This window comes from Fictibacillus nanhaiensis (assembly GCF_042686385.1).
Lineage (GTDB): Bacteria > Bacillota > Bacilli > Bacillales > Fictibacillaceae > Fictibacillus > Fictibacillus nanhaiensis.
This window is the reverse complement of the sequence record NZ_JBHUPF010000006.1, coordinates 2,685,979-2,699,594: the sequence shown is the minus strand read 5'-3', so window position 1 is coordinate 2,699,594 and position 13,616 is coordinate 2,685,979. Positions and strand designations below refer to the sequence as shown.

General features: G+C 39.5%; 12 protein-coding genes. 9 read left to right on the top strand and 3 right to left on the bottom strand.

Going from position 1 to position 13,616, the window contains the following annotated elements; translation table 11 throughout:
• Positions 1–212: 212 nt before the first annotated feature.
• Positions 213–1,055: a DegV family protein gene (locus tag ACFS5O_RS17435; RefSeq protein ID WP_205725820.1), complete on the top strand. Its 843-nt coding sequence runs from the start codon at positions 213–215 to the stop codon at positions 1,053–1,055.
• Positions 1,056–1,152: 97 nt separating this feature from the next.
• Here ACFS5O_RS17435 and ACFS5O_RS17430 read toward each other — a convergent pair whose 3' ends face one another.
• Positions 1,153–2,019 (bottom strand): sulfite exporter TauE/SafE family protein, encoded by an 867-nt coding sequence (locus ACFS5O_RS17430; RefSeq protein ID WP_205725821.1) that lies wholly within the window; start codon positions 2,017–2,019, stop codon positions 1,153–1,155.
• A gap of 242 nt (positions 2,020–2,261) precedes the next feature.
• Between ACFS5O_RS17430 and gnd the strand changes: the two genes are divergently transcribed.
• The 5 genes from gnd to ACFS5O_RS17405 all read left to right on the top strand — a co-directional run bounded on the left by gnd (position 2,262) and on the right by ACFS5O_RS17405 (position 8,106).
• Positions 2,262–3,158 (top strand): phosphogluconate dehydrogenase (NAD(+)-dependent, decarboxylating), encoded by an 897-nt coding sequence (gene gnd / locus ACFS5O_RS17425; protein ID WP_205725822.1) that lies wholly within the window; start codon positions 2,262–2,264, stop codon positions 3,156–3,158.
• A 112-nt stretch (positions 3,159–3,270) separates the two neighbouring features.
• Positions 3,271–3,789, top strand: a complete 519-nt coding sequence (locus ACFS5O_RS17420; protein WP_066392740.1) for an acyl-CoA thioesterase — start codon at positions 3,271–3,273, stop codon at positions 3,787–3,789.
• Positions 3,790–4,082: 293 nt separating this feature from the next.
• A complete protein-coding gene (locus ACFS5O_RS17415) occupies positions 4,083–5,753 on the top strand; it encodes a spore germination protein (protein ID WP_205725823.1) in 1,671 nt (556 codons plus the stop codon).
• Positions 5,750–6,973, top strand: coding sequence for a Ger(x)C family spore germination protein (locus tag ACFS5O_RS17410; RefSeq protein ID WP_205725824.1), 1,224 nt, complete (start codon positions 5,750–5,752; stop codon positions 6,971–6,973). The genes ACFS5O_RS17415 and ACFS5O_RS17410 overlap by 4 nt, the downstream gene beginning before the upstream one ends.
• A complete protein-coding gene (locus ACFS5O_RS17405) occupies positions 6,973–8,106 on the top strand; it encodes a GerAB/ArcD/ProY family transporter (RefSeq protein ID WP_205725825.1) in 1,134 nt (377 codons plus the stop codon). Before ACFS5O_RS17410 ends, ACFS5O_RS17405 begins: the two co-directional genes overlap by 1 nt.
• Here the strand turns inward: ACFS5O_RS17405 and ACFS5O_RS17400 are convergent.
• Entirely contained in the window at positions 8,066–8,296 is a 231-nt protein-coding gene (locus ACFS5O_RS17400; RefSeq protein WP_205725826.1) for a YczF family membrane protein, read from the bottom strand. The two genes, ACFS5O_RS17405 and ACFS5O_RS17400, sit on opposite strands and share 41 nt — an antisense overlap.
• Before the next feature lie 74 nt (positions 8,297–8,370).
• On the opposite strand from ACFS5O_RS17400, the gene ACFS5O_RS17395 reads away from it, so the two are divergent.
• Both ACFS5O_RS17395 and ACFS5O_RS17390 read left to right on the top strand, forming a co-directional pair.
• Positions 8,371–9,018, top strand: a complete 648-nt coding sequence (locus ACFS5O_RS17395) for an SOS response-associated peptidase (protein ID WP_318300187.1) — start codon at positions 8,371–8,373, stop codon at positions 9,016–9,018.
• Between the two features lie 205 nt (positions 9,019–9,223).
• Complete coding sequence (locus tag ACFS5O_RS17390) at positions 9,224–11,656, top strand: DUF6359 domain-containing protein (protein WP_318300188.1); 2,433 nt, start codon at positions 9,224–9,226, stop codon at positions 11,654–11,656.
• Between the two features lie 402 nt (positions 11,657–12,058).
• Here ACFS5O_RS17390 and ACFS5O_RS17385 read toward each other — a convergent pair whose 3' ends face one another.
• A complete protein-coding gene (locus tag ACFS5O_RS17385; RefSeq protein ID WP_066288466.1) occupies positions 12,059–12,265 on the bottom strand; it encodes an alpha/beta-type small acid-soluble spore protein in 207 nt (68 codons plus the stop codon).
• A 398-nt stretch (positions 12,266–12,663) separates the two neighbouring features.
• Between ACFS5O_RS17385 and ACFS5O_RS17380 the strand changes: the two genes are divergently transcribed.
• Entirely contained in the window at positions 12,664–13,596 is a 933-nt protein-coding gene (locus ACFS5O_RS17380) for a DMT family transporter (RefSeq protein ID WP_205725829.1), read from the top strand.
• Positions 13,597–13,616: the final 20 nt, after the last annotated feature.

Genomic DNA, 13,616 nt, shown 5'->3' with positions numbered 1-13,616 from the left:
AGCTTACATTACTCCTATTTTAATATAAATTTCCGATAAGTTCCATTAAAGAGTAGTATAAAGTATCTAGTTTTCAATGTGTATCTCTGTGCTAGTATTTAAACTATTGAAATATAGGTTTAATTTAGAAATAAAAATATATTCTTTGACAATAGAGGATTTCTCTTATCCTTATCTAATAAAAAATAGAGAGACAAAGGGGGATGTGCAACATGGCACGTATTGCATGGATTACAGATAGTACAAGCTGCATCACGCAGGAAGAAGCGAAGCAATTAGGCATTCATATCATTCCTGTTTCTATCATAATGGAAGATAAAATCTATAAAGATGGTGTAGATATTACACCGGATGAATTTTATACAAAACTTGAAAGTGTGTCTGAACTCCCAAAAACGAGCCAACCAACAGTGGGGGAATTCTCAGACTTCTATGAAGTTCTTAAGCATAGGTATGATTGTGGAATCGCGATCCATGTTTCTGAAAAATTCAGCGGTACGATTAACGGATCTAGACTTGGGGCAGACATGGCAGACTTTCCTGTCCATATTGTAGATTCAAAGATAACATCTGAATCCATGAAACAACTATTGTTAAAAGGAAAGAAGCTTGAAGAGGATGGCTTAGAAGCACAGGAAATAGCAGCGATGCTCCGTGAAACGGCAGACCATGTTAAAGGGTATGTATGCATCGGAAGTCTTGAACAGTTAAGAAAAGGTGGTCGATTATCTGGCGCAAGCTTCCTTGTTGGAAATCTTCTGCAGATCAAACCGATCCTTACCTTTGACGATGGATCACTCGTACCCTTTGAAAAGATCAGGACATTAAAAAAGGCAGAATCGCGCGTTCTCGCATTATTTGAGGAAGCTGCTCAGAATAAAGGTGCATACGGTGTGAGTGTCGTATACAGCGGCCCATCAGAGAAAGCGGAGGATTGGCTTCATCTTTTAAAAGAGAAGTATCCTCATATTTCATTTAATCTTGGGCAGTTGAGTCCAGCTATCGGTGTTCACGTCGGCGCAGGCACCCTCGGCATCCTCTGGTTCGAGGAATAGGGGTCTGACCCCGCACAATTACAAACAGCCAGAATGTCCATCCTGGATGGACATTCTGGCAGTTTTGCATTTAACGATCTATGCTAGTTTCTGTTTATTACACTCTCTTTCTAACGGCAAAGACGATCAAAACACCCCAAAGAATAAGGAAGGGCACCAAAGCGGACACTTCTGTAAACAAATCTACAGAAAAAAATTCGTTCAAAATGGTTCTTAAGTTCGTTATGATGATTAAGCCTCCAGCTAGGACACCTAATAGTGCTGGCTTTAGCTTTTGCACGAGCCATGCTGCAAAAGGAGCGGCAATGACCCCACCTAACATCATCGCGACAACGACCTGCCAAAGTAGAGTCTCCCAACCGATAAACAAAAAGAAACCGATAGAAGCTGATAATGAGACTGCAAATTCACTGAAGTTTACAGAGCCGATTGCCTTACTAGGAGTAAGGTTCTTTTGTGTAAGCAGAATTGGAGTTGTTATGGGTCCCCATCCGCCCCCTCCTGTTGCATCCATAAAACCAGCGATGAGCCCCAATGGTCGATACATCCTTTTTTTAGCACTGCTCTCAGTAGAATCAGTTTCTATATTTACGTTCACTTTGATCCATAAGAAACGAAACAATACGTAAAAGCCAAGTCCTAATAGAAATAAAGAGATATACGGTTTAATCAAGGTGGAAGGAATATAACTTAAAAAAGCAGCTCCTAAAAATGCGCCGATAGCCCCTGGAATGACAAGCTTCTTCACCGTTTTCTTATCGACGTTTCCGAATTTAAGATGCGAGTAGCCTGAGACAGCTGAAGTCACAACTTCAGATAAGTGAACGGAAGCAGAAGCTAATGCAGGTGAGAAACCAGCAACTAACAAAAGAGTCGTAGAAGTAACTCCATATGCCATACCAAGAGAGCCGTCGATGAGTTGCGCCATGAGTCCGATCAGAGCAAGCATTACAATTTTTTTCATAGAAGGTCCTCCAATTAAAGAGATTCTATAGATTATGTGGACAAATTGAGAATGCTACAGGTCAAATGGTCAAGATTAAAAATTTTTTCTTTGTTATTTCATACAAAAAGAACTGAAATAATTGTTTTTTTTCTCATTTTTAGATACTCTAATAGACAGTGTTGCAAGTAGAGGTTAATCCCCTTTATTTTGTGGAATAATACAAAACAGACTTAAATACATAAATTGGAGTGATATGTACAATGGAAATCGGTTTAATCGGCCTTGGAAAAATGGGCTTCAATATGGCACTGAATATGAATGATAAAGGAAATACGGTTTTCGCTACAGATGTAAACAAAGATACAGTGAAAGAGATCTCAGCAGAAGGTGTTAAAGGTGTTGACTCGATCGAAGAACTTGCTAATTCTTTTACAGGAAGAAAAGCGGTTATTCTTTTAGTTCCAGCTGGAGAAATTGTTGACCAAGTTATCGAACAACTGAAGCCACATCTAACAGAAGGCGATATCATCGTTGATGCTGGTAACTCCATGTACAAGCACACTCTTCGCCGCTATGAAGAACTAAAAGCAACAGGCATCCATCTTGTAGATGTTGGTACGAGTGGTGGAACTGATGGAGCTCGTTACGGTCTTTGTGCAATGATGGGTGGAGATGACGATGCTGTTAACTACCTTGCTCCTCTATACGAAAAAATCTGTGTAGAAAAAGGATTTATGATCACTGGCCGTGCAGGTTCTGGTCATTTCTTGAAAATGGTTCATAACGGAATCGAGTACGGGATGATGCAAGCGATCGGAGAAGGATTTGAGATCTTAGATAAAAGTGACTTCGATTACGACTATGAAGCGGTTTCTAGAGTATGGAACAATGGATCAGTTATTCGTAGCTGGCTGATCGAACTGATGGAGAACGCATTCAGCAAACAACCTAAACTTGAAGACATCCGCGGAGTGATGAATTCTTCAGGTGAAGGAATCTGGACAGTTGAAGCTGCACTTGACTACCAAGCGTCAGCTCCAGTTATTGCATTGTCCCAATTCATGCGTTTCCGTTCATTAGAAGATGACACGTTCCACGGTAAAGTCGTTGCAGCGCTTCGTAACGAATTTGGTGGACATGCAGTCGTAAAAAAATAAGCATACTTTGATGGAGACCTCTAAGCTTGCACGGACAAGCGGAGGTCTTTCATTATATTTTTACAAGTTAACATATACTATAGATGAAGAGACAAGAATAGGAGTTTTGATTATGGAAGAAAAGTTTGTGCGCGAATCTCGTACGGTTAAATCCTCTGTAGTCCTGCCGCCCGATACAAATAATCACGGTACACTGTTCGGAGGAAAATTGATGGCTTATATTGATGATGTTGCCGCTATCTCTGCAATCCGACACGCACGAAAAAATGTAGTCACGGCATCAACGGATTCGGTTGATTTTTTACAGCCGATTAAAGAAGGTCATTCCGTTTGTTTAGAATCATTTGTGACGTGGACAAAAACAACGTCAATGGAAGTTTTCGTAAAGGTGATCTCAGAGAATTTATTGTCTGGTGAACGAAAAGTTTGCGCAGTTTCCTTTCTCACGTTTGTCGCATTAGATGAAGAGGGTAAACCAACGCCAGTGCCAAAAGTCATACCAGAAACAGAAGAAGAAAAATGGCTCCACGAGCATGCTTCAGAACGAGCGGTAGCAAGGAAAAAACGTAGAGAAGAAAGTAAGAAATTAGCGAAAGAGTTCGGAGTAAAAAAACCGTGGGATCCCATGTGAGTATAAAGATATATTTTTAGCATTTTGCAGTTCATAAGATTCGCATTTTGAAAATAAGATGCTATAATTAAGTTACCTTTTTCCAGCCAGGGATACAGAACCCTGGCATTTATACTGTTAATTGTTAAAGCCCCAGACCGTTTGTGAATGAAAACGATCTGGGGCTTTTTTGTGTGCAATAAAAGCATGAACGTATGATACCTATCAAAAGGTTAGAGCGGCATGGGAATATTACATAACCAAAGCATGTTGTGCAAATGCTAAGAAAAGTTTGGTAAAAAAGGGGGATGGTTATGCGAAATAGAAGAAAACGTCCAATCATTAAAACTCATAAAAAGTTAACAGATATGTTGGCAGATAAAAAGCTTGATGATCCTTCTTCTCTTCGGTCAAAAATCATTTCTATGGAAACCTCAAGTAAGCAGGTAATAACAAAAAAGGTTGCCGGAGAGCTTAGTCCAGTTCTGCATGTAATGGTTGACAGGGTAAAGAACCTATTAGGTGAGCCTATGGATTTAATTGTTCGTGAGTTTGAGTTCGAGTTAGAACATAAGGTTACGGCAACCTTATTATTCTTAGAAGAAATGAACGATCCTCAAATTTTAAATGAGTTCATTCTAGCACCATTGATGTCTCTGTCATCACACAAGCAATCTTCTCCAGTGCCAGTTGACCATGCATTACACTACATTAAACAAAATGCATTAGCATTAGGAAGAGTTCTGGATGTTGAAACAGAAGATGAACTAGTTGAAGGTCTTCTTGCTGGGTTCAGTGTTCTATTGGTTGAAGGGAATACAAAGGGACTTAAACTAGGAACGACCGGTGGGAAGGTTAGGGGAATAGAAGAGCCTTCTTCTGAGGTCGTTATTCGTGGACCTAAAGATTCGTTCACAGAGTCAATTAAAACAAATATCTCTTTAATAAGACGTAGGGTACGCTCTAAAGATATTAGAGTGGAAAAATTTATAATAGGAGAGGTCACACATACGGATGTGGCGATTGTTTATCTAGAGAATATCGCAAATCCTCTATTGATTAATGAAATTAAAGAAAGAATAGAAGAAGTAAAGACAGACGGCTTGTTAGAATCCGGTCAACTTGAAGAGTTTATCCAAGATGAGACCGTTACGGTGTTTCCGCAATTTTTGAATACAGAACGGCCGGATGTGGTGATTGGAAATCTGCTCGAGGGCCGCGTAGGGATCATTATTAATGGAACACCGTTCGTACTCATCGCACCTGCACAATTTATACAGTTCTTTCAATCATCCGAAGACTATTATATGAGATATGACATCAGCACTTTTCTTCGTTTGTTGAGATTTTCAGTCTTTATTATTTCCTTGATCGCTCCATCCATCTATATTGCACTTACCACTTTTCATCAAGCAATGATTCCAACGACTCTCTTGTTTGGGATCGCTGCTCAGCGTGAAGGTGTCCCTTTTCCGGCAATAGCAGAAGCATTAGTAATGGAGATTACTTTTGAAATATTACGAGAAGCAGGCATTAGGATGCCACGTGCCGTAGGCGTAGCTGTTTCAATTGTGGGGGCTCTCGTTTTGGGACAAGCAGCAGTGCAAGCAGGTCTTGTATCCCCTGCTATGGTTATCGTTGTAGGAATTACAGCTGTGGCCAGCTTTGCGATTCCATCTTTCGCAGTTGCCACATCCGCTCGATTATTACGCTTTCCGTTGATGTTGATCTCTTCTATCTTTGGCTTCTATGGGCTTACACTTGCTTTAATCGTGATTATCGCGCATTTAACAAGTTTAAGATCTTTTGGATATCCTTATTTGAGTCCTTTTGCTCCTATTCAAACAGAAGACCTAAAGGATAGTTTGTTTCGATTTCCAATAAAGAAGTTATTCAAAAGACCAGAGAAGCTTTCGAAACGTAACCAAACACGCACTCGCCCTTATTCTGTGAAGAAGAAAAGGGAGGAGGAAACAACACGTTGAAACTGTTAAAAAGTTGCCTATCCTTCAGTATCTGTCTTCTATTTCTCACAGGATGCTGGGATCAGAATGAACTGGATGAGCTTTCAATCGTAATGGGAATCGGAATTAACATCGATAAAAAAGGAGATCTGATCGTGACTTATCAAGTGGTCAATCCCACCGAAGTCGCACCAGGGATAACAGGGGCAGGAGGAGGAAAACAACCTGTTTTCACGGTTTATGAAACAAAGGGAAGAAACTTGATGGAAGCGACGAGAAAAGCAAGTAAACAAACTTCACGACGTTTGTTTTTTGCTCATGCAAGAATGCTTGTTTTCAGTGAGAAAATTGCAAAAGACAGCATATATCAAGCGGTCGATATGATCTCACGTGACCCGGAAGTTCGTTCGACGATTCAAGTTGTTGTTGCGAGAGGTACTACGCCATCGAAACTGTTAAGAACGTTTACCGCCATCGATAAAGTTACGTCTGATGAAGTGGCTACGATATTAAAGATCTCAGAGAAAAATTGGGGAGAAAACATGCAACAAGATATTAATGAAGTGCTTCAATCCATTATTGATGAAGGCGGAGAACCGATTATCAATGGTATTAAAATTACGGGTGACAAAAAGTTGGCTGTAACAGCACAAAACTATGAAGTAGGTGACCCTGCGCGAGTACAGCTATCAGGTATGGGGGTTTTCAGAGATGGCAAGCTCAAAGGCTGGCTGGATGGTCCTGAAGCGAGAGGTGTTCTTTGGATAAAGGGGAAGCTTGTTAGTTCTGCGATCACCGTACCTTGTATGGGTAATGATAACGGCTATTCTATCGAGATTGTCCGTTCTAATACTGAGCTATCTGCAGATACTAAAGGGAAGATACCTTCTTTAGCGATTGAAGTATTTCCTGAAGCGAACATTGCTGAAGCGAACTGTGCAGTGAATCTAGAAAAACCTTCTGAGATTTTTAAAATCGAAAAGAAGTTAAACGGAGTCATTGAAAAAGAAATTGAAAATACGATAACAGCTGCACAAGATTTTAATAGCGATGTTCTTGGTTTTGGTGAATTGTTGTATCGAGAGAATCCGAAAAAATGGCGTAATGAATATAAACAGCACTACAAAGAAATCTTTCCACAGTTAAAAGTGGAGGTGAACGTTGATTCTCGTATTAGACGATCAGGTATTCGAACTTCACCGTTCTTATTTGAAGAAAAGAAAAAGAAAGAGGCTCCCTAATGAAGACCATCAAGATTGATGTTCAACAATACTTTATCATTATCGTTCTATTTGAACTTGGAAGTGCGATCCTTGTTGGTCTAGGAATGGATGCCGGCAGAGATGCATGGATCGCGATACTATTAGGGATGATTTGCGGTATGTTTCTTTTTCTAGGTTATTATTTTCTTTATAAGCAGTTTCCTGAGCAATCTTTAACACAATATGTAGAGATCTTGTTCGGCAAGTATGTTGGAAAGCTATTTGCTTTTTTATATCTCATGTACTTCATGTATCTAGCTGCTCGTGTTTTACGCGATTTTGGAAGCCTTCTGCTATCAGCTGTTTTTGTTCAAACACCGATTATTGTTGTAAATGCGCTTATGATTGCTACGATCGTCTATGTTCTCAAATTAGGTTTTGAAGTGCTAGTCCGAACAGGAGAGATCATATTCTCATTAGTCGTTCTATTAGGAGTTATTCTTGCTGTACTCGTACTATCAGCTGACTTAATGAAATACAATTACCTTCTTCCCGTATTAGGTCAGGGATTCTTACCGGTCTTGAAGGCAGCGTTCCCAGTAACGCCTACTTTTCCTTTTGGAGAGATGGTGGTTTTTACGATGCTGTTTCCTTATCTAAAAACAACAAAGCAAACGAAAGCACTCACAGTTGGTTTAATTGCGATATTACTGAGTGGTGTGATCTTAAGTGTAACAGTAGCGATGGACATTGCGATTTTAGGGGGACATGTTGCCACTCATGTCTACTTCCCATTACTTGCAGCAGTTGCGAAGATTAATTTAGGAGAATTTATACAACGATTAGATGCGCTAGTGGTGTTCACCTTAATTATAGGAGGATTCTTCAAAATCTCTGTATTGTTCTATGTTGCCGTTAAAGCTACACAAGACATCTTCGGAGTAAAAGACGAAAAAAAGCTTATCGGTCCGATCGGTATTGTATTAATCCTTTCATCCATTGTCATTGCAGCTAACTATGTAGAACATATTACGGAAGGTTTGAAGATCGTTCCACATTTTATCCATATTCCGTTTCAAGTTGTTTTACCGAGTCTGTTCATTATTGTATGCTTGATGAGAAGAAAGAAACTTAAACATTTTGTTTCTTCTCCATCCACATCGAGAGAATAAATGTCAGGATAGGTAACAGTATCAGAGCGATAACTAGGAAATATTCCACCTTGTCCACATAGTGAAAGAATGACATAAATGATCTTTTTAGCACGGTAGCAGGCGCAATTCCTAAGAACCAATCGATCGTGATGAGTATTGAGAACATACTGAATAATAAAATGAGATAAATAAGTACAGGATTTTTCATTGTGTACACCTCCTGTTATTAGTTTTAACACGATTGACTTCCTTATCCATTCCCTGAAGTTGAGGTGATGAGTTTTGTGTGGGCGATATATGCTTTACTACGACAAAGATGTGATCATTGATGCCTTTAATCTAGAAAATGATTTTGATTACGATGAACGCTTCAATATTGCACCGAGCCAGCAAGTCCTCTCTGTAATAAAAGCTAGTACTGGTAATAGGGCTGGATACATGAAATGGGGACTTGTCCCAGGTTGGGCGAAAGATCCGAAAATAGGAAATAAGTTAATGAATGCCAGAAGCGAGACCGTTTCTGATAAACCAAGCTTTAAAGATTCATTTCATCAAAAAAGGTGTTTGATTCCTGCAAGCGGGTTCTACGAATGGGTGGCAGAAGACGATAGCACTAAAAAGTATCCATTGCAATTTAGCTTGAAAGATAAAAAACCGTTTGCATTTGCAGGCATTTGGTCAAGGTGGATCGGGGAAGTCAACGGTCAACAAGAAGAAAGAATAACCTGTTCGATCTTGACGAAAGCGTCAAATGCATCGATGATAAAATATCATCATCGGATGCCGGTGATGTTAGAGCCGATGGCTGGAGAAGAATGGCTGAATCGCTCAGCAGGGAAGGATAAATTACTTGCTATCCTAAAAGACAACGATCCTGAACTATTTGCTGAGCAAGTGACTTTAAATTTAAGCGTTCATAGAACGAACTGACTGTTTTTTGATCAAAGTTTGATCGGAAGAACGGTCTTTTTTTATATGCGGCATAATCCATGAGTCCTATATTGTAAATTCTTTGTAAGTCTTTCTAACTGTTTTAATATAAAACTAACAATTGAATCGACAAAATTGTGTTATATTTTTCATGGATTTACTATGTTTTACATACTATTAGTGGGGCAGGTGGAACGATATGTTCATGAAAATGACGAAAAGGGTTACAAATATAAGTATCATGCTAGTAATGGTGCTTAGCATGGTTTTGCCACTGCAACAAACAGCTTCTGCAGCTGACGTTCTAACAGTTAGCGAAGCATTGATTAAGCAGGATAAATCAATACAGACAGTTGAAGGGTATATCGTAGGAACTGTTAAAGGAGGAAGTGGGTCTTCTATCTCATTCACACATGAAGGACCATTTACAGCGAATACAAATTTAGCTCTTGCCGATTCGCCAAGTGAAACAGATAAAACGAAGATTTTGACTGTTCAGTTGCCTAACACTCCTCTTAGAAGTGCATTGAATCTCGTTGAGCATCCTGAGAACTTAGGGAAGAAAGTTCAACTCAAAGGAACGCTTGAGGCGTATTTTAGTGTGCCCGGCCTTAAAAATGTAAACGAGTATCAATTTGTTGATGGAACTCCTTCTGAACCACAAGTCGAAGAAGTGAAATCATCCGTAGAGGGACAAGTTGTTTCTAAAGGGACTTCTGTCGTACTATCTACTGAAACAGCGGACGCTGCCATATATTACACGCTAGACGGACAAGACCCGACTACAGAGAGCACACGTTATAGTTCTCCTATAACAGTAAATGAAGATGTAACGATTAAAGCTGTTGCTGTTAAAGAAGGGTTAAAGAATAGTACCATTTCAGAGTTTAACTACCAAGTTGCTCTATCTGGACTTCGTATCCATGATGTTCAAGGAGCAGGTCATCAATCTCCTGTTGCAAACAAAGCGGTAGAAGGCGTAGAAGGTATTGTAACAAAAGTGGTGGATAACAATAATTTTTATATGCAAGACGTAAAGCCGGATGAAGACTACAGAACATCTGAAGGTATCTTGGTCTATCAAAAAAATCACGGACAAGCTAAAGGAAATCTAGTATCCGTTGATGGGGTAGTAAAAGAATGGGTACTTGAAGGGTATTCAGATAAATTAAAAACAGATCTAGCTGTTACAGAGATTAATGCAAGTCGCATCACAAAACTGCAAGAAGGACAAAAACTTCCAAAATCAACGATTATCGGCTTGTTTGGTCTTCAACAGCCTACAAAAGTAATCGATAATGATAACTTTGGAGTGTTTGATCCAAAAGAAGACGGCATTGATTTTTATGAAAGTTTAGAAGGGATGCTTGTAGAAGTGAAGAACCCTGGTGTTCTTGCACCTCAAAAGTATGGAGAACTCGTTGTAGTTCCTGATTTTTGGAAGCAAAAAGAATTTAATTCATCAGGTGGTCTGAACATCACAGAGATTGATTATAACCCTGAACGAATCTTTATTGATATGAACGATGAATCGTTTGTGGCAAAAACCGGAGATTTCTTCTTAGGCTCTATTACAGGTGTTGTGAGTTACGGATTTGGTAACTATAAAGTGTTAGCTGATCGCGAGGAACTTCCAACATTTGTTGAAGGAAAAACTAAACCGGAAGTTACAAAGATTCATGAAAAACATAAAGAGTTAACGATTGCCAGCTTTAATGTTGAGAACTTCTCTGCACTAAAAGAAGGACGTGACAGTACGAGTGATGAAAAAGTATCACGTATCGCAAAATCGATCGTACGTAACTTAAACGCACCAGATATCGTTGGACTTGTTGAGATGCAAGATGGAAATGGTCCAACAAATGATGGTACGACAGATGCAAAAGCAAGTGCTGACCGATTAATTGCAGAGATTACAGCGCAAGGCGGTCCAAGCTATGTGTATACAGATATCGCTCCAGTTGATGGAAAAGATGGTGGGATTCCTGGTGGTAACATTCGTGTAGGATTCATCTACAATCCTGAACGTGTTTCCCTTGCAAAAGGAACAAAAGGAACAGCAACAGAAGCAGTAGGTTACAAAGATGGAAAGCTTACAATAAACCCTGGACGAATCGATCCAACAAACCCAGCATTTGCTAACAGTCGTAAGCCTGTCGCAGCACAGTTCATGTTTAATGGTGAAAGCGTAATTGTAGTTGCCAATCATTTTAACTCAAAGGGTGGAGATCAGCCGCTGTTTGGGAAAAATCAGCCTCCTTTCTTAGGAAGTGAAGCGCAACGTTTAGAGATCGCAGGGATTGTGAATCAGTTTGTTAAAGATGTAACGAATGAAGATAAGGATGCAAAGGTAGTCTTGTTGGGAGATTTCAATGATTTCGAGTTTACGAAAACTCTGAAGAAAGTAAAAGGCAATGAGTTGACGAACATGATTGAAGAAGTTCCATTCAAAGAAAGATACACGTATTCTTATCAAGGAAACGCTCAAGTTCTAGATCATATTTTAGTAACGAATAATATGGCGAAGAAAACAAAAGTGGACATCGTTCATATCAATTCGCAGTTTATGGAAGAACACGGTCGAGCAAGTGATCATGATCCTGTATTGATTCAGGTCAAACTAGATAAAGTCAGATAAATAAACAGGCTGTTTTCTAAAGGATTTTTACTTTTAAATCTTTGTATTACTTCTTTGACAGTTGATTGGAGCGGAAGGTGCGAGACTCCTACGGGACAGGCGGGCAGTCCTCAAAATGTAAGTGGCTCGTTTAGCCCCGACAAGCAAAAGGTGAATGGACTATGAAGGCGCACTTTGCCTTCTTGGCCGTTTAACTTTTGACCTCGAGGGGCTAGCCACTGCAACTAGACAGGTGAGACACTTAAAAGTGAAACGTACGAATGTGGCTCACCGCCTGCCCCGTGGAAAGCGAGCAACCTGGAACGGAAATCAACACGGCCAAAAGCAACTAAGTTTAAGAAAACAGTCAATAAACAAAAGTCATCCGCATGATGTGGATGACTTTTTCAAATTGAAATCGGTCTAGCGACGGTATCCGCCACCTAGCTGTTGTTCTGCCATTTGAACAAGACGTTTAGTGATTTCACCACCAACAGATCCATTCGCACGGGATGTTGTGTCTGGTCCGAGTTGAACACCAAACTCAGAAGCGATTTCATACTTCATTTGATCCAAAGCTGCTTGTGCACCAGCTACTACTAATTCGTTAGAGTTATTGTTACGTGCCATATGTATCACCTCCTTGTACTACTAGTTTGTATATATTTAACAAATTTATACAACGTGTGAATATGCTCAATAGGTATTCGCATATTTTTGCTTTAACCGACACCAAACTCTGTAAATTTCGTATGATACATCATCCCCCTATTTTATTTTCTAGATAAGCGCTGAGCTGGTTTTTTGCTCAGTGCTTTCTATTTTCGTGGCCTTTGATAAAAAAATAAACTACGTTTTAAATTTCAGCTGTTTGATACATAACAAACTAAACTTGTAGAAATTAGAATAAAGAAAATGTATTTGAATTTAACGGATTCGTTCTATAATAAATGAAGGATGTACAATTATGTGTGATATAAATAAGCATTGAACGAAAATTGAACGTTGCAATGGGAAGTGGGTGTAAGATGGGGAATCAAATAAAAAATTCTCGGTGGAAAGGGATAGGACTAGCATTAGCGGGAGCTTCACTTTGGGGATTCTCAGGAAATGCGGCAGAGTGGATCTTTTCACATTCAGCAATGACTGCCACTTGGTTAGTATCTGTCCGTATGGTGATGGCTGGAGTGCTGCTTTTATTTCTTATCTCTTTTCAGCAGAATATATTTGGAGTTTGGAGAAATAAAAAAGACCGATTTGATTTGGTAGTATTTTCTTTAACGGGTATGCTTGGCGCACAGCTCACGTTCTTTTTGAGTATAGAGGCGGGGAATGCTCCAACAGCTACATTGCTTCAGTTTTTAGGACCGGTCTTTATTACAATTTACTTTGCGTTAAAATTATTAAAATGGCCAAAAAGAAAAGAATGGATTGCGGTTCTAATGGCGCTTTCGGGTACCTTTTTGCTATTAACGAATGGAAGTTTACAAGAGATCACGGTTTCTGAAAAAGCTATCTTCTGGGGAGTTTTGTCAGGTGTTTCTGTTGCGGTATATACCGTCTATCCTGTAAGACTCTTAAAGCAATATGCATCTGCTACGATTGTTGGCTGGGCGATGTTGCTTGGAGGATCTGCTGTTTCCATTTTTACTCAGCCATGGCAGCCGAATGAGATCAATTGGTCATTCTCCCTATTCGGGATGCTATCATTTGTTGTTATATTCGGTACCTTATTACCTTTTTATCTTTACTTAGATAGTTTGAAGTATATAAGTTCGACTGAAACGAGTTTACTTGGAAGTGCTGAACCTTTAGTAGCGACGATCGTATCCGTTATTTGGTTAGGTACTGCGTTTGGAAGTTTTCAAACAGCGGGTGGCATGCTTATTATTTTGACAGTATTCTTGTTGTCTATGCCAGAAAAGGGATGGATTCAAGTAAATCAATCTCTAAAAAAGTAATGAGAAGCGCTTGATTTGAC

Coding starts and splice junctions, on each gene's coding strand:
- ACFS5O_RS17435 (WP_205725820.1), top strand. CDS start 213: ATGGCACGTATTGCATGGATTACAGATAGTACAAGCTGCATCACGCAG.
- ACFS5O_RS17430 (WP_205725821.1), bottom strand. CDS start 2,019: ATGAAAAAAATTGTAATGCTTGCTCTGATCGGACTCATGGCGCAACTC.
- gnd (WP_205725822.1), top strand. CDS start 2,262: ATGGAAATCGGTTTAATCGGCCTTGGAAAAATGGGCTTCAATATGGCA.
- ACFS5O_RS17420 (WP_066392740.1), top strand. CDS start 3,271: ATGGAAGAAAAGTTTGTGCGCGAATCTCGTACGGTTAAATCCTCTGTA.
- ACFS5O_RS17415 (WP_205725823.1), top strand. CDS start 4,083: ATGCGAAATAGAAGAAAACGTCCAATCATTAAAACTCATAAAAAGTTA.
- ACFS5O_RS17405 (WP_205725825.1), top strand. CDS start 6,973: ATGAAGACCATCAAGATTGATGTTCAACAATACTTTATCATTATCGTT.
- ACFS5O_RS17400 (WP_205725826.1), bottom strand. CDS start 8,296: ATGAAAAATCCTGTACTTATTTATCTCATTTTATTATTCAGTATGTTC.
- ACFS5O_RS17390 (WP_318300188.1), top strand. CDS start 9,224: ATGAAAATGACGAAAAGGGTTACAAATATAAGTATCATGCTAGTAATG.
- ACFS5O_RS17385 (WP_066288466.1), bottom strand. CDS start 12,265: ATGGCACGTAACAATAACTCTAACGAATTAGTAGTAGCTGGTGCACAA.
- ACFS5O_RS17380 (WP_205725829.1), top strand. CDS start 12,664: ATGGGGAATCAAATAAAAAATTCTCGGTGGAAAGGGATAGGACTAGCA.